The 25,792-nt window shown below is 68.6% G+C and carries 22 protein-coding genes; 8 read left to right on the forward strand and 14 right to left on the reverse strand.

The window, feature by feature from the left end; translation table 11 throughout:
• Positions 1-3: 3 nt before the first annotated feature.
• Positions 4-2,196: a TonB-dependent receptor gene (locus tag AC07Q9_RS24680; RefSeq protein ID WP_495312107.1), complete on the forward strand. Its 2,193-nt coding sequence runs from the start codon at positions 4-6 to the stop codon at positions 2,194-2,196.
• Positions 2,197-2,472: 276 nt separating this feature from the next.
• Here AC07Q9_RS24680 and AC07Q9_RS24685 read toward each other — a convergent pair whose 3' ends face one another.
• Positions 2,473-4,101, reverse strand: coding sequence for a DUF4139 domain-containing protein (locus tag AC07Q9_RS24685; protein WP_495312108.1), 1,629 nt, complete (start codon positions 4,099-4,101; stop codon positions 2,473-2,475).
• 231 nt (positions 4,102-4,332) lie between these two features.
• Between AC07Q9_RS24685 and AC07Q9_RS24690 the strand changes: the two genes are divergently transcribed.
• Positions 4,333-4,773 (forward strand): PaaI family thioesterase, encoded by a 441-nt coding sequence (locus tag AC07Q9_RS24690; RefSeq protein ID WP_495312109.1) that lies wholly within the window; start codon positions 4,333-4,335, stop codon positions 4,771-4,773.
• On the opposite strand, the gene AC07Q9_RS24695 is transcribed toward AC07Q9_RS24690, so the two are convergent.
• Positions 4,697-5,956: an acyltransferase family protein gene (locus AC07Q9_RS24695; RefSeq protein ID WP_495312110.1), complete on the reverse strand. Its 1,260-nt coding sequence runs from the start codon at positions 5,954-5,956 to the stop codon at positions 4,697-4,699. The two genes, AC07Q9_RS24690 and AC07Q9_RS24695, sit on opposite strands and share 77 nt — an antisense overlap.
• Before the next feature lie 156 nt (positions 5,957-6,112).
• Between AC07Q9_RS24695 and AC07Q9_RS24700 the strand changes: the two genes are divergently transcribed.
• The 3 genes from AC07Q9_RS24700 (at position 6,113) to AC07Q9_RS24710 (ending at position 9,514) form a co-directional block, all read left to right on the forward strand.
• A complete protein-coding gene (locus AC07Q9_RS24700) occupies positions 6,113-7,075 on the forward strand; it encodes a LytTR family DNA-binding domain-containing protein (protein WP_495312111.1) in 963 nt (320 codons plus the stop codon).
• Between the two features lie 170 nt (positions 7,076-7,245).
• A complete protein-coding gene (locus AC07Q9_RS24705) occupies positions 7,246-8,448 on the forward strand; it encodes an ammonium transporter (protein WP_062476947.1) in 1,203 nt (400 codons plus the stop codon).
• Positions 8,449-8,578: 130 nt separating this feature from the next.
• Complete coding sequence (locus tag AC07Q9_RS24710) at positions 8,579-9,514, forward strand: M14 family metallopeptidase (protein WP_095948925.1); 936 nt, start codon at positions 8,579-8,581, stop codon at positions 9,512-9,514.
• A gap of 17 nt (positions 9,515-9,531) precedes the next feature.
• Here the strand turns inward: AC07Q9_RS24710 and AC07Q9_RS24715 are convergent, their stop codons facing one another.
• From AC07Q9_RS24715 to AC07Q9_RS24745, 7 genes are all read right to left on the reverse strand, one after another.
• A complete protein-coding gene (locus tag AC07Q9_RS24715; RefSeq protein WP_495312112.1) occupies positions 9,532-9,855 on the reverse strand; it encodes a hypothetical protein in 324 nt (107 codons plus the stop codon).
• Between the two features lie 14 nt (positions 9,856-9,869).
• A complete protein-coding gene (locus AC07Q9_RS24720) occupies positions 9,870-10,790 on the reverse strand; it encodes a restriction endonuclease (protein WP_495312113.1) in 921 nt (306 codons plus the stop codon).
• 61 nt (positions 10,791-10,851) lie between these two features.
• Entirely contained in the window at positions 10,852-11,727 is an 876-nt protein-coding gene (locus AC07Q9_RS24725) for a hypothetical protein (protein WP_495312114.1), read from the reverse strand.
• Positions 11,728-11,773: 46 nt separating this feature from the next.
• Entirely contained in the window at positions 11,774-12,667 is an 894-nt protein-coding gene (locus tag AC07Q9_RS24730) for a peptidoglycan DD-metalloendopeptidase family protein (protein WP_495312115.1), read from the reverse strand.
• A 43-nt stretch (positions 12,668-12,710) separates the two neighbouring features.
• On the reverse strand, positions 12,711-13,271 hold the full coding sequence (locus AC07Q9_RS24735; RefSeq protein ID WP_495312116.1) for an rRNA large subunit pseudouridine synthase E: 561 nt from the start codon (positions 13,269-13,271) through the stop codon (positions 12,711-12,713).
• Complete coding sequence (locus tag AC07Q9_RS24740) at positions 13,268-14,233, reverse strand: GSU2403 family nucleotidyltransferase fold protein (protein ID WP_495312117.1); 966 nt, start codon at positions 14,231-14,233, stop codon at positions 13,268-13,270. The genes AC07Q9_RS24735 and AC07Q9_RS24740 overlap by 4 nt, the downstream gene beginning before the upstream one ends.
• Before the next feature lie 139 nt (positions 14,234-14,372).
• Positions 14,373-16,190, reverse strand: coding sequence for a glutamine--tRNA ligase/YqeY domain fusion protein (locus AC07Q9_RS24745; RefSeq protein WP_495312118.1), 1,818 nt, complete (start codon positions 16,188-16,190; stop codon positions 14,373-14,375).
• Between the two features lie 137 nt (positions 16,191-16,327).
• Between AC07Q9_RS24745 and AC07Q9_RS24750 the strand changes: the two genes are divergently transcribed.
• Complete coding sequence (locus tag AC07Q9_RS24750; RefSeq protein WP_495312119.1) at positions 16,328-16,690, forward strand: hypothetical protein; 363 nt, start codon at positions 16,328-16,330, stop codon at positions 16,688-16,690.
• An 81-nt stretch (positions 16,691-16,771) separates the two neighbouring features.
• On the opposite strand, the gene AC07Q9_RS24755 is transcribed toward AC07Q9_RS24750, so the two are convergent.
• The 5 genes from AC07Q9_RS24755 to AC07Q9_RS24775 all read right to left on the reverse strand — a co-directional run bounded on the left by AC07Q9_RS24755 (position 16,772) and on the right by AC07Q9_RS24775 (position 20,561).
• Positions 16,772-17,608 (reverse strand): LytR/AlgR family response regulator transcription factor, encoded by an 837-nt coding sequence (locus AC07Q9_RS24755; protein ID WP_495312120.1) that lies wholly within the window; start codon positions 17,606-17,608, stop codon positions 16,772-16,774.
• Positions 17,609-17,630: 22 nt separating this feature from the next.
• Positions 17,631-18,653, reverse strand: coding sequence for a sensor histidine kinase (locus AC07Q9_RS24760; RefSeq protein ID WP_495312129.1), 1,023 nt, complete (start codon positions 18,651-18,653; stop codon positions 17,631-17,633).
• A gap of 71 nt (positions 18,654-18,724) precedes the next feature.
• Entirely contained in the window at positions 18,725-19,027 is a 303-nt protein-coding gene (locus AC07Q9_RS24765) for a 2TM domain-containing protein (RefSeq protein WP_495312130.1), read from the reverse strand.
• Positions 19,028-19,032: 5 nt separating this feature from the next.
• A complete protein-coding gene (locus tag AC07Q9_RS24770; RefSeq protein WP_495312121.1) occupies positions 19,033-19,998 on the reverse strand; it encodes a sterol desaturase family protein in 966 nt (321 codons plus the stop codon).
• Between the two features lie 41 nt (positions 19,999-20,039).
• Positions 20,040-20,561, reverse strand: coding sequence for a DUF6622 family protein (locus tag AC07Q9_RS24775; RefSeq protein ID WP_495312122.1), 522 nt, complete (start codon positions 20,559-20,561; stop codon positions 20,040-20,042).
• A 378-nt stretch (positions 20,562-20,939) separates the two neighbouring features.
• On the opposite strand from AC07Q9_RS24775, the gene AC07Q9_RS24780 reads away from it, so the two are divergent.
• Complete coding sequence (locus tag AC07Q9_RS24780) at positions 20,940-22,562, forward strand: efflux RND transporter periplasmic adaptor subunit (protein ID WP_495312123.1); 1,623 nt, start codon at positions 20,940-20,942, stop codon at positions 22,560-22,562.
• Positions 22,559-25,684 carry an efflux RND transporter permease subunit gene (locus AC07Q9_RS24785; RefSeq protein ID WP_495312124.1) on the forward strand — a complete coding sequence of 1,042 codons (3,126 nt, stop codon included), beginning with the start codon at positions 22,559-22,561 and terminating at the stop codon, positions 25,682-25,684. The genes AC07Q9_RS24780 and AC07Q9_RS24785 overlap by 4 nt, the downstream gene beginning before the upstream one ends.
• The last annotated feature ends 108 nt before the right edge of the window (positions 25,685-25,792 follow it).

The following is a 25,792-nucleotide window of genomic DNA, read 5'->3' on the forward strand; positions in this document are numbered from 1 at the left end:
TCCATGACCCCGTTCACCCGCACCACCGTCGCGCTGGCCGCCTTCACCGCCTTGCAAGTCGCCTCTGCACAAGACAGCAGCAGCAACAACGCCGAACTCGGCACCGTCACCATCGAAGGCAGCCGCGACGCGAACAGCCTGCACCTCGATGAGTCGAGCGGCTCGGCTTCGCGCCTGGGCCTCTCGGTGCGCGAGACGCCGGCCTCGGTCGAGATCCTGTCGCAGGACGCGATCCAGCAACGCGGCGCGCGCACCTTCAGCGAGGCGCTGCGCGGCATGGCGGGCCTGTCGGGCGGCGGCCCGCCGTCGTCGCCGACCACGTTGTCGCTGCGCGGCTTCACCAGCCTCATGTACCTGTACGACGGCGTGCGCAGCTCGGGCGCGGGCGTCACCAACCGCGTGCAGGACACCTGGAACTACGAGCGCATCGAAGTGCTCAAGGGCCCGGCCTCGGTGCTCGACGGCGAAGGTGCCATCGGCGGCATCGTCAACTTCGTGACCAAGCGGCCCGACCGCAGCAATCCGCACAAGGAGGCGCTGCTGTCGTACGGCAGCTACGGCTCCACGCGCGCGGCCTTCGGCTTCGGCGGCGCGCTGGGCGAAGCCAGCGCCTACCGGCTCGACTACAGCCGCAACGACACGAAGGTGGGCACCATCGACCGCAACGGCGAGCGCATCGACCACTTCACGAGCGGCCTGCTGGTGGACCTGGGCGGCTCGGTCAAGCTCGACCTGTCGTTCGACTACCTGCGCGACGACAACGACGCCTACTGGGGCACGCCGCTCGTGCCGCGCAGCTTCGCCACGCAGCCGACGAACGTGGTCAGCACGCCCGACGGCCGCGTGATCGACCGGCGCATGGCGCGCACCAACTACAACGTGCGCGACGACGAGAACTCGTCCGAAACCTACTGGCTGCGCGCGCGCCTTACGGGGCAACTGGACGGCGGCTGGTCGTGGCGCAACGAGTTCTCGGCCAACCAGTCCAGGCGCATGTTCCGCAATTCAGAGAGCGCCACCTTCGTGCCGCCCGCCAGCATCGCGCGCGACCAGACGCTCATCACGCACGACCAGGACTTCTGGCTCGACCGCTTCGACGCCACGCACAAGGGAAAGATCGCCGGGCTGGACAACCGCTTCGTCGTCGGCGGCGAGTACAGCGAAACCCGCTTCGGCAGCCAGCGCCGCTTCTCCAACAGCAGCCCCGCCACCGCCGCGCAACTGCGCGTGCCCGTGTTCGACCCGTACACCGGCTACTTCGACGACAACCCTGCGCTGACCACCGGCGCGGGCAACCGCGCCGACACCTTCTCGCGCGTGAAGGTCGCGTCGGTCTTCGTGGAAGACGCGCTCAAGCCGATGCGCGACCTCACGCTGGTCGGCGGCCTGCGCCACGACCGCACCGAGGTCGACCGCCGCATCTGGGACCTGAACGCGGGCAGCGTCGCGCGCTTCGGCGCGAGCTACCGCGCCACCTCGGGGCGCCTCGGCGCGGTGTACGACCTGTCGCCGCAGTCGAGCCTGTACGCGCAGTACACCAACGCCACGCTGCCGGTGGGTTCGCTGTTCCTGCTGTCGGCGTCGAACGCCGCGTTCCCGATGTCGCGCGGCAAGCAGGCCGAGGTGGGCTTCAAGCAGAGCCTGCCCGCGGCCAACCTCGAGTGGACAGCCGCGCTGTACAAGATCGAACTCGACAACGTGCTCTCGCGCGACCCGAACAACGCCGCCACCACCGTGAACAACGGCCGCCAGTCGTCGCGCGGCCTCGAGCTGTCGGCCGTGTGGAAGCCCACGCGCGAATGGACGCTGGCGGGCAACCTCGCGGCGCTCGATGCGCGCTTCGACACGCTGGTCGAAGCCGGCAACGTCTCGCGCGTGGGCAAGACCCCGCCGAACGTGCCCGAGCGCATGGCCAACATCTTCGCCACCTACCGGCCCGACGGCTCGAAGTTCGAGTACTTCGCGGCGCTGAACCACACGGGGCCGATGTACACCGACAACGCTAATCAGATCCGCATCAACGGCTTCACGACGGTCGATGCGGCGGTGAGCTACCGCCTGAAGAATGCGCTGCTGAGCTTTCGCGTGCGCAACCTGACGGATCGGCTCTACGCGACCTGGACCGGCCGCGCCGCGAGCCAGGTGCTGCTGGCGCCGCGGCGGACCTTCGAGGTGTCGGCGAAGTTTGATTTCTGAGTGCCGTTGTTCGGGGTGCGATCACGCCGACGGGGCACCTTGCTCCGCGAATGTCCCCCGCCCTTCGGGCTCCTCCTTGATTTCGCTGCGCAAGGCACCCCATCAGCGTGATCGTTTTCAGCGCACTGGTTGATCAGCCGAGAACCGACCGCGTGCCCTCGTGCGCAGGGCACTGGGTGCTCCCCGCAGCGAAATCAAGGAGGAGGGCGAAGCCCGGGGGACATTCGCGGAGGGGAGTACCCGGTGTCCTGTGCACGCGCCCCGAACCGGTCCCGTTCAGCGCATCTGCAACCGCGCATCCTTCGGATACCCGATCGTGTAGTCCGCTGACACGCGCGCCGTCTGCCCCGCGTCCAGGTCGAAGCGCCACATCGCCAGCCCCGGCTGCTTGTTCCACGCCTGCTCGGCTGGCTGCGGTGCGAAGCGCGTGGTCACGCGCACCTGCTCGTCGACCGACACCGGCGCGGCCTCCAGCACCTGCACGGCGATCGGCGTGCGATGGCGGTTCTCGACCACGTAGGCGCGTTGCACCTGGCGCTCGGCGCGCGAGCCGACGAAGCCGCCCGAGCCCTGGTTGTCGCGCTCGGGCTCGACCTGCACGCGCACCAGTTCGTCGCGGCCGAACGAGAGTGTGAGCTTGGCGTCGCTCGGCGCGTTCCAGCGGCCCTGGCCGACGAAGTTGCCGTCGCGGTACAGCTGCATCGGGCCGGCCGGCCACACGCCCGCGGGCTGTGCCATCTCGGCGACCAGGAAGGCGCTCGGGTCCACGCGCGGGCTGGTGCGCGCGGCGAGCTGCGCCGTGTCCTCGTGCTGGCCCAGCGCCAGGGTCACGCGCTGGCCGTTGGAAGGCACGTCGATGCTTTGCGGCACGGCGAATTCGGTGGCGAAGCTGTTGTCGAACACGCTCACGTCGAACAGCGGCTCGCGTGTGCGCTCCATGGCCATCTTGCGGTCGGCGGCGATGGGGGAAGGGGCGGCGGCCATCGGCGCGGCCATGTACGCCAAGTCGGCATTCGCGCGCGGCGGCGGCTCGATGCCGATGCGCCACGCGCTCGGCGTGCGCCCCGTGGTCTCGCGGCGCGGCTGGCCGGTGGACAGCACCAGCTTCACCCCGCGCCAGTCCTCGCCCGTGGCCTGCGCCAACAGCGCCTGGCGCTCGATGCGCACCTTGCGCGTCGTGGTGTCGAGCAGCGCGCGGTAGCTCGGCGTCCAGCCCGGGCCGTTGACCTGGTAGCTGAGCTTCACGTCGGCGTCGGCACTGGCGGCCAGCGTGACGGTCACGGCCGTCACCTGCGCACCCTGGCCCTGCGTGCGGCCGCGCTCGGCCAGCAGTGGTTTGAGCTGGCGGTCGAGGTCGGTCTGGCGGCGCTGGATCTGGTGCTGCTTGAGCAGCGCGTCCTGTCCCGAGCGGCGCATCGCGTCGGTCACGGCGGTGAGGTTGCGCGCGTCGATCGGCGCACGCGCGCCGGGGCCCGATTCGCCGCCCGACAGCCCCTTGAGATACCCCGTGACCATGCCCAGCGCATCGGTCTCGGCCTGCAGCGCGGCCTTCTGGTCTTCGAGCTCGCGAATGCGGCCGTCGAGCGCGCTGGTGGCGCAGTTCGCCGACAGCTCGCGCGCCTCGCTGAGCACGGAGGTCTCGCCCACGCGCACCGCCGCGTCGGCCGACACCTGCAGGCTCTGCACGTCGAGCCCGGCCGGCAGACAGGCGAAGGTGACCGAGCGGCTGCCCGCCGCGACGCGCGCCACGCGCTCCACCGTGGCGCTGCCGGGGTAGACCTTGACCTGGGTGATGCGCGAGGCATCGGCCTGCAGCTGCGCATGGGCACCGGCGCCTGCGGTCAGCCAGAGGGCGGCGAGGGCGGTGGTACGCAGGAGGGGACGGGCGGAGAACGGTGTGTGCATGGAAAGCCTTCCGGAAGAAAGTCAGTGACGAATCTCTGCTTCTACGGACGGGGCGGGCGAACGGGGTTAAGGCGTTGCGAAGTTTTTTTCATGACGCCGAGGTGACGCGGGCGCGTTGCTGTCGCGCAGGCATCTGTCGGCGGCAAACCGGTCACCCAAGAGACGGTGCGCGGCGGCGCGGCTTTCTAGAGTGGGCCTCACTTTCCACATTCATCTTGAGAGGACACCCCCATGCTCGACACGATCCAGGCCATCAACCGTTCGGCCGCCTTCAACCGCTGGGCCGGCTTCGACGTCACACAGGCCGCCGACGGGCAGGCCGAACTGCGCATGAAATGGCGCGAGGAAGACATGGGCCAGTACGCGGGCTTCTTGCACGCGGGCATGATCGCCGCGCTGCTCGACACCGTGAGCGGCTTCGCGGCCGCCACCGTGGCGGGCCGCGTGCTGGCCTCGCATTTCTCCATCAACTGCATCTCGCCCGCCATCGGCGAGGCCTTCGTGGCGCGCGGGCGCGTGGTGAAGGCGGGGCGCAAGCAGGTGTTCGTCGGGGCCGAGCTGTTCGCGCGGCCTGAAGGCCAGGGCGAAGACAAGCTCAAGCTCGTGGCGACGGCGAACGCCATCCTGGTGCCGGTGGACGAGGCATCGACGACGCCGAAGCAGGCGACGTAAGCACCACGGCAGGCTCGGCCTCGGGCTTGCGCTTCAGCCCGAACAGCGGGCGCAGCCAGCCGATGCGGCGGATCAGCCCGTCGGTCAGCAGCCAGCAGCCGGCGATCGTCACGGCGACCAGCGCCATCGGTTCCCACACCGGGCCCAGCGCGAGCGGCACCAGCAGCGCCACCCCCGCGACGATCAGCGTCTGGTGCAGCATGTACCAGGGGTAGACCGACTCGTTGGCCCAGCGCAGCCACGGCCAGGGGCGGTTCAGGTGGCGATGGCCGTGGCCCAGGATGGTGGCGACCGCGAGCCACAGGTAGGCATTGCGCAGCACGTCCATCAGCAGCCCCGTGGGCGGCGCCTTGGCCCCGACACGCAGCGCGATGAGCGCGCCGATCGCCGCCACCGCCAGCAATAGAGACACGCGGCGCAGCCGTTCGAGTTCGCGCCAGATGCCCGTGTCCACGCCCATCCAGTAGCCGTAGAGGAAGACGGTGAAGTAGATGCTGTGCAGGTGGAAGTCCCACACCAGGTTGTGCGTGGCCGGAAAGTGCCGCGCCAGCAGCACCGTCCACGCCAGCAGCGGCAGCGCCGGCAGCACCAGCAGCTGCCAGCCGCGCAGCCCGTTGAAGCGCCGCCGCACCCACTGGCCGGCCGCCGAGCGCCACAGCGGCAACGTCAGCGCGACCAGCGCTGTGTAGAGGAACAGGTAGGGCAGGTACCAGAGGTGGTTCCAGGTGATGCCGAACTCCGCCCCCGCGAACGCGCCCTTGGGCCACGGCGCGCCCATCGACAGGTAGCGCAGCAGGAAGGTGCCGAAGCCCGGCGCCACCAGCCCGCGCGCCACGCCCTCGGCATAGGCCTGGTAGGGCACGACCACCGCCATGCCGAAGGCCAGCGGCAGCATCAGCCGCAGGCCCCGGCTGCGCAGCAGGCCCCAGGTGCCCTGGCCCCGGCTCAGGAAGCCGAGCGAGACGCCCGAGATGAGAAACACCAGGTCCATGCGCCACAGGTTCAGCACCCGCATCGGCCACGGCAGCCACTCGGCCGCGTGCGGGCTCTTCAGGTGCCAGGGCCAGTCGGCCACGTAGTACATGCCCACGTGGTAGAGGATGACGAGCAGGAAGGCGAGGGCGCGCAGGGCGTCGATGTCGTGGCGGCGTGGGTCGGCCGGGTGGGTGGTTGCGGTGGTCATTGCAGGCGCCTCGAAGCGAAGAAGCCGCGATGCTCGGGCCCGCGGCCCCGGCCGGGGGCGGCAAGGGGACGGATCGCTCCCGCTTTGTGACGAGCGGTGCCCCGCAGGGACGAAATGGGCCGACCCCAGGGGCCTGTTTTCGCGAGAATTCGCCGCATGCGAGACCCGCGCAAGAACCTGTACGAACGCTACGAGCCGATCCGGCGGTACGTGGAGGTGGGTTTCTGGATCGTGGTCATGGCGGTGCAGGCCGTGTTCAACACCTCGGTGGCGCTGGTCGATGCAGGGCGGCGCGCCGTGCCGCACGCCACCTGGGAGATTCTGGTGTGGGAGGGTTCCAGCCACCTCGTGCTGCTGGCGCTGGTGCCGGGCATCGTGGCGGTCGAGCGCTGGCTGTCGCCGCTGCCGCGCAGGCACCTGCTGCGCTACCTGGCGGGGCATGCGGTGGCCAGCGTGGTCTTCAGCGTGGTGCACGTGGTGGCCATGTTCGCGCTGCGCGCGCTGGCCTACGCAGCGGTCGGCGAGCGCTACGACTTCGCGGACTGGCGCGGCCAGTGGGGCTACGAATACCTGAAGGACGTGCGCGCATACGTGTCGATGGTCTTCGGTATCTGGGCCTACCGGCTGTTCATGCTGCGGCTGCAGGGGGAGGCGCGGGTGCTCGACGCGCCGGAGGATGCAGGGGCGGCCGAGGCTGCGATGCCGCCGGTGGCCGCCGAGGCGCCCACCGACGCTGCCGTGCCTCCCGCGCCCGCTGTCGAAGCGCCGCCGGCGCCATCGCCCGTGGTGGCACGCCCCGAACGTTTTCTCGTGCGCAAGCTGCGCCGCGAATTCCTCATCGCCGCCACCGACATCGACTGGCTGCAAGCCGAGGGCAACTACGTCGGCCTGCACGTCAACGGCCACGACTACCTGCTGCGCGCCACGCTCACCGACTTCCTGACCCAGCTCGACCCGGCGACCTTCGTGCGCGTGCACCGCAGCCACGCCGTGAACCTGGGCCGCATCAAGGAGATCGAGCCGCTGGACGGCGGCGACGCCCGGCTGCACATGCGCGACGGGACGAGCGTGCCCTGCAGCCGGCGGTATCGCGACGCGCTGCGCGGCGGCGCGGGCTGAGGGTTTCGGCGCGTTCCGATCCGGTGCGCGTCCCGCGAAATCGGCCCATTCCTGGGTCGTTTCGCACCATTCAAGAGCCTGCAGGCACCATTTTTGCTTTCTTGCGCCGGCGCCCCGAGCCGTTCGGGTGCGACGCACCAAATCAAACCAAAAACCTGCAAGAAGCTCTCATGGACGCACTCAAACAGGGCGCTGACGCGCTGTTCATCCTTCTCGGCGCCATCATGGTCCTGGCCATGCATGCCGGCTTTGCCTTCCTGGAACTGGGCACCGTGCGCAAGAAGAACCAGGTCAATGCGCTGGTCAAGATCCTGGTCGACTTCTCGGTGTCGACCATCGTGTACTTCCTGGTGGGCTACGGTGTGGCCTACGGCACGCATTTCTTCGTCAGTGCCACCGAACTGTCGGCAAGAAGCGGCTACGAGCTGGTGAAGTTCTTCTTCCTGCTGACCTTCGCGGCGGCCATTCCGGCCATCATCTCGGGCGGCATCGCCGAGCGCGCCAAGTTCTGGCCGCAACTGATCGCCACCGCGGTGATCGTCGGTTTCGTCTACCCGCTGTACGAGGGCATCGCCTGGAACAAGGCCTTCGGCATCCAGGGCTGGATCGCCTCGGTCACGGGTCACGAGTTCCATGACTTCGCCGGCTCGGTCGTCGTGCACGCCGTGGGCGGCTGGCTCGCGCTGCCGGCCGTGCTGCTGCTGGGCGCGCGCCGCAACCGCTACCGCGGCGACGGCTCGCTCAGCGCGCACCCGCCGTCGAACATCCCGTTCCTGGCGCTGGGCGCGTGGGTGCTGTGCGTGGGCTGGTTCGGCTTCAACGTGATGAGCGCGCAGAGCATCGACAAGATCTCGGGCCTCGTCGCCGTCAACTCGCTGATGGCCATGGTCGGCGGCACGCTGGTGGCGCTGGCCATGGGCAAGAACGACCCCGGCTTTGTCTACAACGGCCCGCTCGCCGGCCTCGTGGCCGTGTGCGCCGGCTCCGACCTCATGCACCCGCTGGGCGCGCTCGTGGCGGGCGGCGTGGCCGGCGCCATCTTCGTCTTCATGTTCACGCGCACCCAGAACAAATGGAAGATCGACGACGTGCTCGGCGTGTGGCCGCTGCACGGCTTGTGCGGCACCTGGGGCGGCATCGCGGCCGGCATCTTCGGCACGCAGGCGCTGGGCGGCATCGGTGGCGTGAACCTGTGGGCGCAGCTCATCGGCACCTTGCTCGGCGTGGTCTGGGCGCTGATCGGCGGCGCGGTGGTGTACGGCGTGCTCAAGGCGACCATGGGGCTGCGGCTGTCGCAGGAAGAGGAATACGACGGGGCGGACCTGTCGATCCACCACATTTCGGCGACGCCGGAGCGGGAAGTGAATTGGTAAGGGCGAGAGGCCGGTGAGGGAGATGCGGCTCAGGACATGAGCCGCATCGGGGGATTTGCGGCTCACGGCACGAATTTGCCAGCTGTAGCAAACTTGCCGGCGGCCTCCGATCCCACCTGTTCACCACCCCATGACCCAATCTCCCCCCGCCCTCGAAGTCCTCCCCCGCGATCTTTCCGCCTACCGCGAGGGCAACGTCGGTATCGACTACGTGCACCGCTTCGAATCCGGCAAGCCCGGTCCGCACGTGCTGATCAACGCGCTGACGCACGGCAACGAGATCTGCGGCATGACCGCGGCCACGCACCTGCTCGACACCGGCGTGCGCCCGAAGATCGGCACGCTCACCGTCAGCTTTGCCAACGTGGCGGCCTACGAGTCCTTCAACGAGGCGCTGCCGTTCGACAGCCGCCAGCTGGTGCACAACCTCAACCGCGTGTGGTCGCCCGAATGGCTCGACGGCAGCGAGGACAGCCCCGAGCTGCGCCGCGCCCGCGAGTTGCGCCCGGTGGTGAGCGCGGCCGACCACATCCTCGACATTCATTCCACGAGCCAGCCCGTGATCCCGTTCTGGGTGTACCCGGCCTTCGACCGCAACGCCGAGGCCGCCATGGCCATCGGTCGCCCGTCGGTGCACCTGGTGATGCCCGACGGCCTGGGCTCGGGCACGCCGCTGATCCAGCACGGCCAGCATGGCCGGGCCGACGGCAAGGGCGTGGCGCTGGTGGCCGAGTGCGGCCAGCATTTCCTGCGCTCGGCCTCCGAGCTGGCCACCGCCATCTCGCTCGATTTCCTGGCGCACTTCGGCCTCATCGACAAGGACCCGGCCGTGCCCGCGCCCGGCGAGCAGCGCCGCTTCGAGCTGCTCCAGACGCACGTCATCAAGTCGGAAGACTTCGCCTTCGTGCGCCCGCTGATCGGCTTCGAGACCTTCGCCAAGGGCGAACTGATCGCCACCAACGGCCCGGACGAAATCCGCGCGCCGTGCGACGACTGCACGATCTTCATGCCCGCGCAGCGCACGATCGTCGGGCGCGAGGCGGTGTACCTGACCAGGCCGCTTTGAGGCCGACGCCCTTCAGTTCAGCAGATCAGCAGGTGCCGTGGTTTGTCCGCGGTGCTGTAGTCGGCATGCCAGTAGTGCGGGTCGTCGCAGAGGCTGAAAGCGGCCTGCTTGCCGGCGTGCCGGGCCGTGAAGTGCCTTTGGAGCGTGACGTGCACCGAGCCCTCGTCGGGCCAGTCGACGCCGGCATCGACGACGCGGTTGCCCGCGGCGACCTCGGCGGCGACGATCCGCTGCAGGGCGGGGTGCAAGAGGGTGTTGAGGCGGGCGAGGGCTTCGCGGCGTTCGGTGGGGGCGAACGAGGAGGCGAGGCAGGCTTCGGTGAATATCGCTGGATGGGCCATGGCGCGCTTCCTGGTCAGATCGTCGCGGATGCCTTCGACTTCGGGATCGTCCGGCCCCGGCACTTCGGGTAGTTGGCGCAGCCCCAGAAGCTGCCGTCGTTCTTGGACGAGCTTCTTTCGACCATCTTGGTGCCGCAACTCGCACAGGTCGGCCGCCAGTACTCCCCTTCGTAGGCCACGGCGAGCAGTGCCGCTTGTTGTTCGGGCGTGCGCTGGCCGATCAGCTTGAGCAGGGCCGCGCCGTCTTGGGCGTGGATGCCGTTCGCCTTCGCAAACGCCGCCGCTTCCGCCGAGAAGGTCGAGCTCGTCACGTAGGTGCCGCTCTTCAATTGGTGCGAAGCCATCACGCCGAGGAACTCGCGCATCTCCTTGACGCCCACGGCTTTGCTCTGCCAATGCTTGCACTGGATGATGCGCGGCACGTCACTGTGCCTGGACTGCAGCCAGATATCGACGCCGCCGTCCGCGCCGTGCGATTGGCTGCGCGTGGTGAACCCGGCTTGTGCGTAGAGCGCTTCGCACAAGGCCTCGAAGCGACGCCATTCGATGGCCTGGAGTACGGCGGGGCTCCACTGCGATTCCTGGCCCGCATGGGGCGTTGTCGATGGCGCGGGCGACAGCACGGGCTCGCGACGCCCGGCTGTCGAGGCGGGCGCGGGGCGTGCGGGAGCGCGAGCTGCCGCGGGTTCGATCTCCACGCGGGTGGCCTGACGACGGACGACGTAGTGCAAGCCCAGCAGCACGGCCCCGATCGCCAGTGCGACCCAACCGGCAGGCCGCAGCGCCGGCCCCAGCGTGCCCACGATCGGCCCTTTCAGGAAGACGGGGGCGACCACCAGCAGCAGGATGCCGACGAAGATCGCCATCCAGGCCTTGCCGGCCAGTTCCTGTCGCGCGCGCTCGCGTCGGCGCTCGGCTCTTGTCTGTTTTGCCATCGGTCGCTCGCCTCGCTCCTCGAAAGATCTCTTTATAAGCCGGGGGCGGGCGCCCGGGTCTTCACCGCGCGACCGCGTTGCTCTGCGCGTCTCGCAGCGCGTTGTCCGCGGCTTGCCGCGCCTGCGAGCTGCCGGACTCGGGGGCACGCGCTTCTTCCGGTGTTTCGGGCGGCTTGTTGATCTCCTTGACCAGTCCGGCCAGGTGCGTGTCGTCGTCTCCTCCGCACCGCGCGGGTGGCCGCCTCAAACGGGCGCCGTCGAAGTGCCATCCGGCGGTGCCGTCCGTGGCGGTTTTTGTGCGCAGCCAGAGCTGTTCCCAGCGCGGGAATGCCGAGGGGTCGTCGCGCCAGTACAAGCTCTGCAGCATTTGAGACAGGGCCACCTGCGTTTCACGCTGGGCCGGCTGCGTCGAAACGAGGATCTCGGCCACCTCGAAAAGTCGCGGCGTCGAGATGAAGTAGCGCTGCCCCATGCGGGTGCGCTGCGTGTCCGGCCCTTCGGGCATCAGATATCCCGAGCCGCCGCTCCCGCTGTCGGCGCCCAGGACGCAGAGCGCTTCGGCCGGCGTGAAGTGCCGCAGGTCATTGAGCGCCGACGCCGTGGCCTTCCGGTCGCCGCGCGCCACGGTCTGGCTGAACGCCCGGAATTCCTTGTACGAAGCGTCCCGATCCGCCCGACGTGCGGCGTCGGCGATGCTGAAGGCAACGCTCACCAGCACGACGCCACCAGCGAGCCCCGCAACGCTCGCACCGAGGGTCCGGGTCGCGCCGCCTGCGGCCAAGACCGCCACGAGGACGACCAGCACGGCCGCCCCGATCGCATAGGGCAGGAGGTACGCGAACCACAGCGGCAACAGGCTCAGGCCGATGAGGCACAGGCCCGTGAGCACGGGGACGACGGCGAGCCAGATGAGAAAGGACTTGGTTCGGGTCGTCATGCGCCGAGATTACCGAGGGCGGTGAGGGCCTGTTCCTGCGCGCGACTCAACCCGCAACGAACAACGCCGGGTCCACCATCGTCCGGTTCAGCATCACTCCCCAATGCAGGTGCGGCCCGGTCACCCGCCCCGTCGCTCCCACCGCGGCCAGCTGGTCGCCGACCTTGAGCACGTCGCCCACTTTCACGTCCCAGCGGCTCAGGTGGCAGTACATCGTCAGCAGACCGCCGCCGTGGTCGACCCAGACGGTGCCGCCGTTGAAGAAGTAGTCGCCGGTGTCGATCACCTTGCCGGCCAGCGGCGCGCGCACGGGCGTGCCGGTGCCGGCCGCGATGTCCATGCCGCTGTGCGGATTGCGCGACTGGCCGTTGAATACGCGGCGCAGGCCGAAGGAGCTGGAGCGGCGGCCCGGCACGGGCACGCGCATCTGCAGCGCGGTGTCGGGGCGCAGGTCGGTGAGGGTGGCCATCACGCTGGTCAGGTGATCGCGTTCCTTGACGTAGCGGGCCTCGTCCTCGGGCGACAGGTCGACCGTGCGCGGCGCCACCGTCAGGCGCTGTTCGCGGTACTGCTTCGGGGCGACGGTGTAGGCGATCTGGCGTTCGGGCTTGCCCTCGGCGCGCACGCTGATGCTGGCTTCGCCGGGTACGGTGGCGAGCGGAATGCCGACCAGCGCGGTCCATTCGATCGGATCGCCGAGCACCAGCACCGGCACATCACCAGCGAAGGCCTTGGGGCGCGTGGCCGCGGGGCCGAGCGACAGGCGGGCGACGCCGCCGGGCACCAGCAAGGCGTGCGGCCAGACGTCGGGCGCCTGCTGCTTGTTTTTCTTGGCCGGGGCCGCGGCACCGGCGGGCAGCGCCAGCAGGCCGAGGGCGCCGAGCACGGCGCTGCGGCGGTTCAATGCGGCAGAGGGGCGGTCGGAGAAAGGGAAGTTCATATGCATGGACAGGATTCGAATGAAGTGTTGGTTATGCGGCGGCTCAGCCACCGTTCTGTTCCAGCCAGGTGCCGGGCGCCAGTCCGTCGAGCGTGTAAGGCCCGATGGCGGCGCGGATGAGGCGCAGCGTCGGCAGCCCCACGGCCGCCGTCATGCGCCGCACCTGGCGGTTGCGGCCTTCGCTGATCGCCAGCTCCAGCCACGCGGTGGGAATGAGCTTGCGCTCGCGGATGGGGGGCTCGCGGTGCCACACCTCGGGCGGCGGATCGAGCCGGTGCGCCCGTGCGGGGCGCGTGGGGCCGTCGTTGAGCTGCACGCCGTTGCGCAGCGCCTCGAGCGCTTCGTCGGTCGGCACGCCCTCGACCTGCACCCAGTAGGTCTTCTCCATCTTGAAGCGCGGATCGGCGATGCGCGCCTGGAGCTTGCCGTCGTCGGTGAGCAGCAGCAGGCCTTCGCTGTCGGCATCGAGGCGGCCGGCGACGTAGACGCCGGGGAGGTCGATGAAGTCCTTCAGCCCGCGCCAGCGGCCCTCGGGCGTGAACTGGCTGAGGACGCCGTAGGGTTTGTTGAAGCGGATGAGGCGGGAGCTGGTTGGCAGATTCATGGGCGGGTGGCATCGCGTGGCGCATCGGCCAGCTGCGGCAGATAGTCTCGCACCAGTTCTTCCACGGTGTCCGCTTGCAAGCTGTCGCGTCCAGACTTGAGTGGATCGCGATCGGGTCGCTGGGCTAACCACCGCTTGAAGCGCACGAAGGCGAGTGGATGCACGGTGTTCATGCGCGCCATGTGCCCGGTGGTGCCGACCACGACGGCCGAGAAGCGCGGGGCGCTCACCAACTGTTCTGCGTTGTGGGCTTGCACGGCCCAGAAGTCGTCTTCATCGTCGCTGAGCTGTGCCGGGTGGGGGTCATGCTCTTGTGCTTCGCGACGCAGGATGTCGACCTCGAAGCCTTTGCTGTTGACCGCCGTGTAGCGCTGATCGGCGATCAAGGCGAAGGTCTTGTCGACCTTGCGCAGCAAGGCCAGCATGGACGAATCGAGCCGCTTGAGCTGCGTTGCCAGGCGAAAACGCTTGCGCGTGTCCCAGAGCAGGTCGACATCGCGCGTGGCCACGGCGGCACTCTGCAGGCGCACGCCCGCTGCTGCTTCGTAGGCGTAGAGCGCGTGCGTGCCCACCACGGTGAAGTGCTCTGCGATGTCCGCACGCTGGAGCATGTCGAGGATATCGATGACGATGGTCGGCACGCGGCCGACGAACAGGGCCCGGTTCATGCGCTGATGGCGGGCGAGTGCCTCGCCGAGATCCTTGATGCGTCCCTCGGCTTCTTCCTTTCTTTGGATGAAGCCTGCGTGGATGGCCTCGGTCTCGGGGCTCCGTGCACCTAGGCTTTTTTGTGCGTTGCGGGTGCTGGTGCGCACGAGGTACTCGATGCCGTTCACCGTCTTCCAGTACATGCCGCCGCGCACGCCTGCGGCTTGCACCTGTGCCGCTTCGAGGGCCTCGAACGTGGCTCTGGCATCGATGTACTGGCGCCGGGCGTCGTCGCCGATGTCCTGGAAGTCCATGATTTTCCGTATAAAAAACAAGAGTCCTAATTTATACGGAAAATTATTTCAAATCAATAACTTATGTCAACCGATGAGGGTATGAAAAAAGCCGGAGCCTCAACGGCCCCGGCTTCGCAGGAGAACGCGACCAGCGGGCTTACTTGGCCCAGCTGTCCCGCATCCCCGCCGCGCGGTTGAACACCACCTGTCCGCCGGCGGCGGCGCCCTTCGTGTCGCGCACGAAGTAGCCATGCCGTTCGAACTGGATGCCCACGCCCGGCTCGGCCTTCGCCAGCGACGGCTCGACGAAGGCTGTGCACACCTCCAGGCTGTGCTTGTTCAGCTCGTCCAGCAGCTCGCCGCTGCCCGGGTTGGCTTCGGCGAACAGACGCTCGTACAACCGCACCTCGGCCTGCACGGCATCGGCCGCGGCCACCCAGGTGATGTTGCCCTTGACCTTGATCGCGTCCGCGCCGGGCGTCCCGCTCTTGGTGTCGGGCACCAGCGTGGCCTGCACTTCGAGGAGCTTGCCGTCGGCGTCGCGCGTGGCGCCGGTGCATTCGATGACGTGGCCGTACTTCAGGCGCACCTTGTTGCCAGGGAACAGGCGGAAGAAGCCCTTGGGCTGAACGTCTTCGTAGTCGGTGCGCTCGATCCAGACGTCGCGGCCGAGCTTGAATTCGCGCTTGCCCATCTCGGGATGGTGCGGGTGCACGGGGGCGGAGCAGTCGTCGAGCGCGTCGTTGCTGCCCATCAGCTCACCCCAGTTGGTGATGACGAGCTTCACCGGGTCGAGCACGGCCATGGCGCGCGGCGCGATGGGGTCGAGGGTGTCGCGCAGCGCGGCCTCCAGGCTGGCGTATTCGATCCAGCCGCCCGACTTGGTGGTGCCGCTACGTTCGCAGAACAGCTGCAGCGCGGCGGGCGTGTAGCCGCGGCGGCGCAGGCCGGCGATGGTGGGCATGCGCGGGTCGTCCCAGCCGTCGACGTGCTTTTCTTCGACCAGCTGGCGCAGCTTGCGCTTGCTGGTCATCACGTGGGTCACGTTCAGGCGGGCGAATTCGTACTGGCGCGGGTGCGGGCTGGCGACGAGGCCGCCTTCGGCCAGGCGGTCGAGCAGCCAGTCGTAGAAGGGGCGCTGGTCTTCGAATTCGAGCGTGCAGATGGAGTGGGTGATCTGCTCCAGCGCGTCTTCGATCGGGTGCGCGTAGGTGTACATCGGGTAGATGCACCACTTGTCGCCCGTGTTGTGGTGGGTGGCCCGGCGGATGCGGTACAGCGCGGGGTCGCGCATGTTGATGTTGGGGCTCGCCATGTCGATCTTGGCGCGCAGGATGGCGGCGCCGTCGGCGAGCTTGCCGTCGCGCATCTCGCGAAAGCGCGCCAGGTTCTCGTCGGGCGTGCGGCTGCGAAAGCGGCTGTCGGTGCCGGGCGTGTTGAAGTCGCCGCGGTTGGCGCGCATTTCTTCGGGCGTCTGCTCGTCGACGTAGGCCAGGCCGGCGCCGATCAGGTACTCGGCGGCTTCGTACATGAAGTCGAAGTAGTTGCTGGCGAAGTACTCGTGTTCCTGAATCGTGCCGGGCGCGCTGGGGCGGTCGGCCAGGTAGGTTTCGTAGCCGAGCCACTTCACGGCGTCGCGGATGGAATCGACGTACTCCTGCTCTTCCTTCTCGGGGTTGGTGTCGTCGAAGCGCAGGTGGCACACGCCGCCGTATTCCTTGGCCAGCTCGAAATTCAGCCAGATGCTCTTGGCGTGGCCGATGTGCAGGTAGCCGTTGGGTTCGGGCGGAAAGCGCATGCGGACCTTGGCGGGGTCGGGCATGCCCTGGGCGTGGTGGGCGGCGTCGCCCGGGGAACCGCCCCAGGTGCGGCCTGCGTAGGCACCCTGTGCGAGGTCGTTCTCGATCACATGGCGCAGGAAATTGCTCGGTGCAGCGGTCGTTTTGGTGCCGCTTTTGTCGGTCGGGGAGGTCATCGCGTCATTCTAGAGGGGGGCCTGCGGGGGTTACTTTTGGCAACGCTCTTCACAATGCAGCGTCCACGCGGTTTGCATTTGGGGCGTTCAATACACACATGGGCCCACAACGCCCCCTCAACAAGGAGTTCCACATCATGAGCGTCACACGTTCTACCTTCTTCAAATGGGCCGCCGCCGGTGCGGTGGCCTTCAGTGCGCTGTTTGCCGCCACCTCGGCCAGCGCGCGCAGCGACGTGAGCTGGTCGATCGGCGTCGGCGTGCCCGGCGTGGCCGTCGGCGTGGGCGCACCCGCCTACTACCCGGCCCCGGTCTATGCACCGCCGGCCCCGGTGTATTACGCGCCGCCGCCCCCGGTCTACTACCGTCCGCCGCCGCCGGTGTATTACCGTCCGGCCCCGGTGTACTACGCACCGCCGCCGCCGGTCTATTACGGCCCGCGCTACTACGGTCGTGGTTACTACCGCGGTCACGGCCATGGGCACGGCCACTGGCGCTGATTTACAACGCCATTCGTGACTGAATGAAAAAAGCCGGCCCCGAAAAGGCCGGCTTTTTGCTGGGCGCTGGGCGCGCAGATTTCACATGGCGCGAAACAAGTGGGCGTAGAGCCGGCTGACCGGGATCTTCTCGGCCCGCCCGCGCAGCGCCAAGTGCAGCTTGCCGGCCTCGTCGCGGTGCACCGCCTCGATGGCCGCGCTGCGCACCACCACCGCCCGGTGCACCTGCCAGAAGGTGTCGGGGTCGAGCTGGGGCAGCAGTTGCTTGAGGGGCGTGCGGATCAGGTATTCCTGCGTGGCGGTGAGCACGCGCAGGTATTTGTCGGCGGCCTCGAAATACAGCACCTCGTCGATCGGCACCATGCGCACGGTGGCGCCGCCGGCATCGCTCGCGGCAATCATGCGCAGCGGCGCTGATGGCGGCGTCGATGCCGACGGCGCACCGCCGGCGGCGCCCAGAACCTGGCGCCACTGGGCGAGGGTGCGCTCCAGCGCTTCGTCGGCCGCAACGGGGGGCGTCATCGACGGCGCCGCCGCCAATGCCTGCCGCAGTCGCGCCACGGTCTTGCGCAGGCGTTCGGGCTGCACGGGCTTGAGCACGTAGTCGATGGCCTCGGCCTCGAAGGCGCGCGCGGCGTACTCGTCGTAGGCGGTCACGAACACCAGCTGCGGCATCGGCGCCTCGTCGGTGGGCCAGCTGTCGGCCAGTTCGGCGGCGGCGCCCAAGCCGTCCAGGCCGGGCATGCGGATGTCGAAGAACAGCACCTGCGGCAGCAGCCTCAGCGCCTCGCGCACGGCGCTGCGGCCGTCGCGGGCGGTGGCGACCACGCGCAGCTCGGGCCAGGCGGCGGCCAGTTCAGCCTGCAGGGCCTGGGCCAGCAGGGGTTCGTCTTCGGCGATGAGGGCGGTGAGGGGCATCGTCTTGTCGTCTTGGGGCATGTCAGGCAGGCAGGGGAAGATTCAGGGTGACGCACGTACCGCCGCCCGTCGGCGCGGGGCGCAGGCTCAGTCGGCCTTGCTCACCGTACACGGTGGCCAGCCGCTCGCGCACCTGTTCGAGCCCGAAGCCGCTGCCTTCCGAAGGCTGCGGTGGTGCCGCATCGAGCCCGACGCCGGTGTCGCTCACTTCGATGACCAGTTCGCCCGCCTCACGGCGCGCGCGCACGGCGATCTCGCCGCCTTCGACCTGGGGCTCGAGCCCGTGGCGGATGCTGTTCTCGACCAGTGGCTGCAGCAGCAGCGGCGGCACGGGCGTGTCGCGCAGGTCATCGGGCAGGTCGAGCGTGTAGCGCAGGCGCTCGCCCATGCGCACCGACATCAGTTCGAGGTAGTCGCCCAGCCGGTCGAACTCGGCCGACAGCGGATGCGACAACGCGCGCGAGCCGCTGAGTGTCATGCGCAGATAACTGTTGAGCCGGTCGAGCATGGCCACGGCGCGCGGCGGGTCGACGGTGATCAGCACGCGCAGGTTGGCCAGCGTGTTGAACAGCATGTGCGGCTCGAGCTGGGTTTCGAGCAGCTTGAGGCGGGCTTCGGTGGCGTTGCGCTGGGCCAGTTCGATCTGGCTCTGCATGTACTTGCTCTTGCCGAGGCTGTAGAAGAGGAAGCAGATGCCGGCCCCCGCGATGATGGTGATGGTGACGCCCGTGGCCAGCTTGTGGCCCCGCAGGTCGAGAAAGTCGAAGGCGGGCGCGCCGCTCCAGGCGTCGCCGATGAGGTTGCCGGTGAGGAAGCCGAAGGTCACGCCCACCACGACCAGCAGCGGGCCCCACGGCCATTTCGGCCAGAGGGCGTCGCGGTGTCCGGTGATGAGGAGCCGGCCGCCATCGATGAACAGCCAGCTCGCGGTGCCGATCGCCAGCGAATAGACCATGTGGGCGGCCCAGCTGCCGCCGCCGGCGATGGTCAGCGCGCTGGCAATCATGCAGTTGAAGACCGCGGTGATCAGCCCATGCCGCAGCATGGACTGGAGGTTGGTGGCACTGAACCGGGCACTGAGCCCGGCGGCAAGGGGCGACAGCGACAGGCCCAGGCTCACCGGCGGTCCTCGCCGCCCAGCGCGCGGCGCTCGCGCTCCAGCAGCCGGTCGTACAGGCCGCCGCCGGGCGCAATGAGCCAGACCACGGCGCCATGGATCAGCAGGCCCAGGCCCCAGCCCATGAGCGGGTACACGGCCCAGTTGTGGCCGCGCGAGGCGGCAAGCCCCACCAGCCCGACGTTGACGACCACGTAGACGAAGGCATGGATGAACCAGCCCATCTTGGCGCCGGCGCGGCGGCGGGCGCGCCGTTCGATGTCGGCGGACGAAGAAGAGGAGGAGGAGGAGGAAGGGGACATGGGGGTCATGACAGCTCCTTGAGAGAGACAGGTGAAAGGGGAACGAAGTCGCTGGCGGCCGATGCCGGCATCGACGGTGAAGGTGGCAGGGCCGCGCGCTGGCGCAGCTCCTCGGTGGTCTCGCCCGGCCCGTCCGCCCGCCAGCCCGGCGGCTTCACGAGGTAGCCGACGAAGGCGCGCAGCGAGCGCGCCGAGCGCAGGTCGCGCCACAGGTCGCGCCATTGGCTGAACTCGATCTCGAGCAGGTTGTACGAGGTGATCGGCTTCACCAGCCCGTAGCGGCAGGGCAGGTCGGCGCGCTCGGGGATGTAGGTGCCGAACAGGCGGTCGAACACGATCAGCACGCCGCCGTAGTTGCCGTCCAGGTACTCCAGGTTCGAAGCATGGTGCACGCGGTGGGCCGAGGGCGTGTTGAGCACCCATTCGAGCGGGCCGAGCTTCGGAATCCAGGTCGCGTGGATCCAGAACTGGTAGAGCAGGTTCAGCGTGAGCATCAGCAAGATGATCCGCGGCGGCATGCCCAGGAGCGGCGCCAGCAGGAAGAAGGCCAGCGTGCCGGTGAGCCGGCCGGTCCAGCCGAAGCGGTAGGCGGCCGACAGGTTCAGCTGGTTCGGCGAGTGGTGCACGGCGTGGGTACACCAGAACCAGCGCACGCGGTGCGCGGCGCGGTGGTACCAGTAGTAGCAGAACTCCTGGCCGACGAAGCAGGCGAGCCAGCCGGTCCAGTGGTCCATCGGCAGCGTGAAGAGCCGGTGGGCGTAGAGCCAGTCCATGGCGCCGACCCAGAAGGCCAGCGGCAGCAGCCAGCGCAGCGGGTATTCGCGCACCAGGAAGTCGAACACCGAGATGCCCGCCGCCTTCCAGTCGTAGCTGCGCCAGCCGTTGCGCCACGACAGCACCAGCGCTTCGGCCAGCGAGGCAAGCAGCACCACCGAGATGGAAATCTTGAGGATCAACACGAGCACGGTCATGGCGGTTCCTGGCGGCGAGGGCGGGCGGGGGTGCCGGAATCTTAGGCTGCGCGGGCGCCGCTGACCATCGCACCCGACGCGGCGGCCAGCCGCCACAGGCGTGCGGCACGGGCCGCGAAGATGCCGCTGAAGGCACCGTACAACGCCGGCACGCCCAGGGCGAAGGCCACGTGGTGACGCAGTTCGGGATGCATGGCCAGCGACACGCCCACCACGTACTTGGTGAGGAAGATGCCCATCATGAGCATCAGCGGCACGGCGGTGCCGGCCACCTCGAACTGGCGCGCCGCCGCGTCGTAGCGCGTGGTCGCCGGCAGCGGACGGCGCAGCACCAGCACCATGAGCAGCAGCGCGGCCACAGCCCAGCCGATCAGGGCGCCGGCCGACTCGCCGGACACCGACACCACGCCCCAGAACGACAGGCCGGCCATGGCGACCGGCATCACCAGCACGCGGTTCAGGCCGATGCGGTTGGCCACGAGCTGCCGGCCACCGAGCCAGGCCAGCAGGACGAACACGGCGAACACCCACTTCGGGGTGTGAAGAAGGATTTGCATCAGCATGAGAGGCTCCGTTCGGTTGGAAGAAGACAAAGGGGGCAGGGAATCGATGGAGCGGACTGTGCCGATGCCGCCCGGCCCTCGCCACGGCCATGCGACGAAATGCGGGTGGGCGGCGTGAAGTGCCGGCCACCGGCGCGAATGGCGGGCGCGGGATGACGGGGTCGCCGCGCAAACGGAAGCTTTACCGTCGCTTTACGGCACGGAAAACTTGGGGAGTGATATTTCGCGCTGTACTCTAGGCCGCCTCCCTTCAGGCCGCCTTTTCGCACCCCTTCGCACGCACCGCCCATGGATTCCCAAACGCCCCCCGAACCCCTGCCACCCGTCGTGTCGCCGACCCATCCGCCGGCGCGTCGACGCCGCTGGTTCGGGAGCCTGATGGCCCTGCTGCTGCTCGTGGCGCTCGGGGGCGGTGCCTGGTACCTGATCCAGCGTTCCAAATCACCGGCGCCCGGCGCGGGCGGACCGGGCCAGGGCGCGGGCCGGCCCGGCGGCGGGCCGGGCGGGCGGGCAGGTGGCGGCGGTCCGGCCTCCAGCACCGTCGGCACCGCCGTCGCGCGGCAGGCCGACATTCCGGTGCAGCTCGAAGCGCTGGGCACGGTCACGCCGCTGGCCAACGTGACCGTGCAGCCGCAGGTGTCGGGCGTGCTCACGGCCGTGCTGTTCAAGGAAGGCCAGATGGTCAAGAAGGGCGACGTGCTCGCCACCATCGACCCGCAGCCCTTCGAGAACGCGCTGGCGCAGGCCGCCGGTGCCCGCCAGCGCGACGAGGCCCAACTGGCCGCGGCGCGCGTCACGCTGCAGCGCTACCAGACGCTGCTCGGGCAGGACTCCATCGCCCGCCAGGACGTCGACACCCAGGCCGCATTGGTCAAGCAGCTCGAAGGCACCGTGGCCATCGACCGCGCCAACGAGAACACCGCCAAGCTCAACCTGGCCTGGAGCCGCATCACGGCGCCGGTGAGCGGGCGCATCGGCCTGCGGCCGGTGGACGCGGGCAACTACATCTCGACCGGCAGCACCGGCGGCGTGGCCACCATCACGCAGATCGCGCCCATCGACGTCGAGTTCGCCATTCCGCAAGACCGCGTGCCCGAGGTACAGGAGCGGCTGGGCCAGGGCGCCACGCTCGCCACCACCGCCTTCGACCGCACGCGCACGCGCCGGCTGGCCGACGGCAGCTTCTCCACGCTCGACAACATGGTCGACACGCAGACCGGCACCGTGAAGGCCAAGGCGCGCTTCACCAACGCCGACGGCGCGCTGTTCCCGAACCAGTTCGTCAACCTGCGGCTGCTGCTGCGCACCGTGAGCAGCGCGGTGGTGGTACCGGTCACGGCGCTGCGCCACGGCCCGAACGGCGACTACGTGTACGTGGTGACGGCCGAGAACACGGCTTCGCAGCGGCCGGTGACGCGCGGCGAATCGAGCGTCGATTTCGCCTCCATCACCAAGGGCCTGCAGCCCGGCGAAACCGTGGTCACCGAAGGCGGCGACCGCCTGAAGGACGGCGCGCGCGTGCAGACCACGGTCGACCGGCCGGCCGGTGCGGCCTCGGGCGCCGCCGCGCCAGGCGGACGGCGTGGAGGACGTCGGCAGGAAGGTGGCGGTGGTGCGGGCGGTGCTGGCGGTGCTGGCGGTGCTCAGGGCGGCGGTGCCCGTCCGGCCGAAGCGGCGGCGCCGGCTTCGCCATCGCAGGCCCCGGCCGCACCCGCCGCTGGAACGGCTGCGCCGGCTGCAGCGCCCGCGGCAGCAACGCCAGCACCTGCAGCAGCCCCTGCCCCTGCAGCCACACCCGCCAAGCTCCCCACCGCCGAACAGCGCCAGCGCATGCTCGATGCGGCCAAGGACGATCCCGAACAGCTCGAACGCCGCAAGCGTTTCCTCGAAGCCCTCGACCGCGGCGAGCCCGCCGCGCTGGAGCGCTGGCAGCGCATGGCCGAGCGCGGTGGCGCCGGCGGCGGTGGCGAACGCGGCGGTGAGGGACGGCGCAGCCCATGAGCCCCTCGCGCCCGTTCATCCTGCGGCCGGTCGCCACCTCGCTGCTGATGCTGGCCATCGTGCTGGCCGGCCTGGTGGCGTTCCGCTTCCTGCCGCTGGCGGCGCTGCCGCAGGTCGACTACCCGACCATCCAGGTCCAGACGCTCTACCCCGGGGCCAGCCCCGAGGTCATGAGCAACACCGTCACCGCGCCGCTGGAGCGCCAGTTCGGCCAGATGTCGGGCCTGGACCGCATGAGCTCGACCAGCGCGGCCGGCGTGTCGATCATCACGCTGCAGTTCTCGCTGGGCCAGACGCTGGACGTCGCCGAGCAGGAAGTGCAGGCCGCCATCAACGCCGGCGGCTCGCTGCTGCCGGCCGACCTGCCCGCGCCGCCGGTGTATGCCAAGGTCAACCCGGCCGACGCGCCGGTGCTCACGCTGGCCATCACCTCCGACACGCTGCCGCTCACCGAGGTGCAGAACCTCGTGAACACCCGGCTCGCGCAGAAGATCAGCCAGGTCTCCGGCGTGGGCCTCGTGTCGCTCAGCGGCGGGCAGCGCCCGGCCGTGCGCATCCAGGCCAACACGCAGGCGCTGGCGGCCAACGGCATCGGGCTGGATTCGCTGCGCACCGCCATCAGCGCGGCCAACTCCAACGGCGCCAAGGGCAGCTTCGACGGCCCCAAGCGCGCCTACACCATCAACTCGAACGACCAGCTGCTCACGGTCGACGACTACAAGAACCTCATCGTCAGCTACAAGAACGGCGCGCCGATCCGCATGGTCGACGTGGCGCGCGTGGTCAACAGCGCCGAGAACGCCCAGCTGGGCGCGTGGTCCGGGCGCAAGGTCGATGGGCAGGTGCAGCTCACGCCCGCCATCATCCTGAACGTGCAGCGCCAGCCCGGCGCCAACGTGATCGCCACCGTCAACGCCATCAAGAAGCAGCTGCCCGAACTGCAGGCCGGCCTGCCCGCGGGCCTGCAGATCGAGGTGCTGAGCGACCGCACCGCCGGCATCCGCTCGTCGGTGCAGCACGTCGAGATGGAACTGGTGTTGGCCGTGGTGCTCGTGGTGCTGGTGATCTTCGCCTTCCTGGGCAGCCTGCGCGCCACCGTCATCGCCAGCATCGCCGTGCCGATCTCGCTGATCGGCAGCTTCGGCCTGATGTACCTGCTGGGCTACAGCCTGAACAACCTGAGCCTGATGGCGCTGACCATCGCCACCGGCTTCGTGGTGGACGACGCGATCGTCATGATCGAGAACATCGCGCGCTACATCGAGGAGGGCGAGAAGCCATTGCAGGCCGCGTTCAAGGGCGCCGCGCAGATCGGCTTCACGATCATCTCGCTGACCGTGTCGCTCATCGCCGTGCTGATTCCGTTGCTGTTCATGGGCGACGTGGTGGGCCGCCTGTTCCGCGAGTTCGCGGTGACGCTGGCGATCACCATCCTGATCTCGGGCGTGGTCTCGCTCACACTGGTGCCGATGATGTCGGCGCGCTGGCTCAAGCATGAGCCGAAGAAAGACGCATCGGGCACCGGCTTCGGCGCGCGCGCCCAGCGTTTCTTCGACGGCGTGATGGTGCGCTACGACCGCTCGCTGCACTGGGTGATCGCGCACCAGCCGCTCACGCTGCTGGTGGCGTTGCTCACCATGGTGCTGACCGTGGTGCTGTACCTCACCATTCCCAAGGGCTTGTTCCCCACGCAGGACACCGGCCAGCTGCAGGCCCGCGTGCAGGCCGCGCAAGACGTGTCGTTCGACCGCATGGCGCAGCTGCAACAGCAGGCCGCACGCGCCATTCTTGAAGACCATGACGTCGAGAACCTGAGTTCCTTCGTCGGCGTGGACGCGGCCAACAACACGATGCTGCACACCGGCAGCATGCTCATCAACCTGACGAAGAGCCACGACAACCAGCAGGAGGTGATGGAGCGCCTGCGCGAGCGCGTGCGGCAGGTGGCGGGACTCACGCTGTACCTGCAGCCCACGCAGGACCTGACCATCGATGCCGAGACCGGCCCGACCGAGTACCGCGTGTCGCTCGAAGGCGTGAACAGCGCGCTCGTCACCGAGTGGATGCAGAAGCTGGTGGCGAAGCTGCAGGAGTCGGACAAGGTGCGCAACGTGAGCAGCGATGCCGGTGCGCAGGGGCTGGCCGCGTATGTGAACGTGAACCGCGACACGGCGTCGCGGCTGTCGATCACCGCGAGTTCGGTGGACGACGCGCTGTACAGCGCCTTCGGGCAGCGGATCGTGTCGACCATCTTCACGGAGACGAACCAGTACCGCGTGATCCTCGAGGCGCAGCCTGGCATGGTGAACACGCCGCAGACGCTGGGGCAGCTGAACCTCATTGCGGGGTCTGGCACGGCGACGCCGTTGTCGGCCTTTGCGGAGATCAGCGAGCGGCAGGCGCCGTTGCAGATCACGCACGTGGCGCAGTATCCGGCGAGCACGTTGAACTTCGATACGGCGCCGGGGGTGTCGCTCGGTGGATCGGTTGCCGCGATTCGCGCGGCTGCTAAAGAGATCGGGCTGCCGAGCAGTGTGACGATGACTTTTCTGGGGGCTTCAGGGGCTTATGAGAAGTCTTTGTCGAATCAGCTGTGGTTGATTCTGGCGGCGGTGGTTTGTGTGTACATCGTGCTCGGGGTGCTGTACGAGAGCTATGTGCATCCGCTGACGATCTTGTCTACGTTGCCTTCTGCGGGGGTTGGGGCTTTGTTGGCCTTGATGCTGACCGGCAATGACCTGGGGGTGATCGGGATCATCGGGATCATTTTGCTGATCGGCATCGTGAAGAAGAACGCGATCATGATGATCGACTTTGCTATTGATGCTGAGAGGACGCAGGGGAAGTCGGCTCGTGAGGCGATTCATCAGGCTGCGTTGTTGCGGTTTCGGCCGATCTTGATGACTACGTTGGCGGCTTTGTTTGCTGCTGTTCCCTTGATGTTCAGTTTTGGGGATGGGGCGGAGTTGCGACGTCCTCTGGGGCTTGCGATCTTTGGTGGGTTGATCGTTAGTCAGTTGCTGACTTTGTTCACTACGCCTGTTATCTATCTGGCGTTTGATCGGTTGGGTGGGGGGAGTGGTCGTCGGTCTTCTTCGGAGCTTGAGGAGGAGACGGCTTGATCTGGTTCATCTCCTGTTGTTCTTTTGTTTTCCGAGGCCGGGTCTCGCCCCGGCGGGCGACTCACTTTCTTTTGCTTCGCCAAAAGAAAGTAAGCAAAGAAAAGGCGA

The organism is Variovorax sp. GW821-FHT09A10, from assembly GCF_059418385.1.

Bases quoted from the DNA above. Each gene is read 5' to 3' on its own strand.
- AC07Q9_RS24680 (WP_495312107.1), top strand. From the start codon at position 4: ATGACCCCGTTCACCCGCACCACCGTCGCGCTGGCCGCCTTCACCGCC.
- AC07Q9_RS24685 (WP_495312108.1), bottom strand. From the start codon at position 4,101: ATGCACACACCGTTCTCCGCCCGTCCCCTCCTGCGTACCACCGCCCTC.
- AC07Q9_RS24690 (WP_495312109.1), top strand. From the start codon at position 4,333: ATGCTCGACACGATCCAGGCCATCAACCGTTCGGCCGCCTTCAACCGC.
- AC07Q9_RS24695 (WP_495312110.1), bottom strand. From the start codon at position 5,956: ATGACCACCGCAACCACCCACCCGGCCGACCCACGCCGCCACGACATC.
- AC07Q9_RS24700 (WP_495312111.1), top strand. From the start codon at position 6,113: ATGCGAGACCCGCGCAAGAACCTGTACGAACGCTACGAGCCGATCCGG.
- AC07Q9_RS24705 (WP_062476947.1), top strand. From the start codon at position 7,246: ATGGACGCACTCAAACAGGGCGCTGACGCGCTGTTCATCCTTCTCGGC.
- AC07Q9_RS24710 (WP_095948925.1), top strand. From the start codon at position 8,579: ATGACCCAATCTCCCCCCGCCCTCGAAGTCCTCCCCCGCGATCTTTCC.
- AC07Q9_RS24715 (WP_495312112.1), bottom strand. From the start codon at position 9,855: ATGGCCCATCCAGCGATATTCACCGAAGCCTGCCTCGCCTCCTCGTTC.
- AC07Q9_RS24720 (WP_495312113.1), bottom strand. From the start codon at position 10,790: ATGGCAAAACAGACAAGAGCCGAGCGCCGACGCGAGCGCGCGCGACAG.
- AC07Q9_RS24725 (WP_495312114.1), bottom strand. From the start codon at position 11,727: ATGACGACCCGAACCAAGTCCTTTCTCATCTGGCTCGCCGTCGTCCCC.
- AC07Q9_RS24730 (WP_495312115.1), bottom strand. From the start codon at position 12,667: ATGAACTTCCCTTTCTCCGACCGCCCCTCTGCCGCATTGAACCGCCGC.
- AC07Q9_RS24735 (WP_495312116.1), bottom strand. From the start codon at position 13,271: ATGAATCTGCCAACCAGCTCCCGCCTCATCCGCTTCAACAAACCCTAC.
- AC07Q9_RS24740 (WP_495312117.1), bottom strand. From the start codon at position 14,233: ATGGACTTCCAGGACATCGGCGACGACGCCCGGCGCCAGTACATCGAT.
- AC07Q9_RS24745 (WP_495312118.1), bottom strand. From the start codon at position 16,190: ATGACCTCCCCGACCGACAAAAGCGGCACCAAAACGACCGCTGCACCG.
- AC07Q9_RS24750 (WP_495312119.1), top strand. From the start codon at position 16,328: ATGAGCGTCACACGTTCTACCTTCTTCAAATGGGCCGCCGCCGGTGCG.
- AC07Q9_RS24755 (WP_495312120.1), bottom strand. From the start codon at position 17,608: ATGCCCCTCACCGCCCTCATCGCCGAAGACGAACCCCTGCTGGCCCAG.
- AC07Q9_RS24760 (WP_495312129.1), bottom strand. From the start codon at position 18,653: ATGCTGCGGCATGGGCTGATCACCGCGGTCTTCAACTGCATGATTGCC.
- AC07Q9_RS24765 (WP_495312130.1), bottom strand. From the start codon at position 19,027: ATGTCCCCTTCCTCCTCCTCCTCCTCTTCTTCGTCCGCCGACATCGAA.
- AC07Q9_RS24770 (WP_495312121.1), bottom strand. From the start codon at position 19,998: ATGACCGTGCTCGTGTTGATCCTCAAGATTTCCATCTCGGTGGTGCTG.
- AC07Q9_RS24775 (WP_495312122.1), bottom strand. From the start codon at position 20,561: ATGCTGATGCAAATCCTTCTTCACACCCCGAAGTGGGTGTTCGCCGTG.
- AC07Q9_RS24780 (WP_495312123.1), top strand. From the start codon at position 20,940: ATGGCCCTGCTGCTGCTCGTGGCGCTCGGGGGCGGTGCCTGGTACCTG.
- AC07Q9_RS24785 (WP_495312124.1), top strand. From the start codon at position 22,559: ATGAGCCCCTCGCGCCCGTTCATCCTGCGGCCGGTCGCCACCTCGCTG.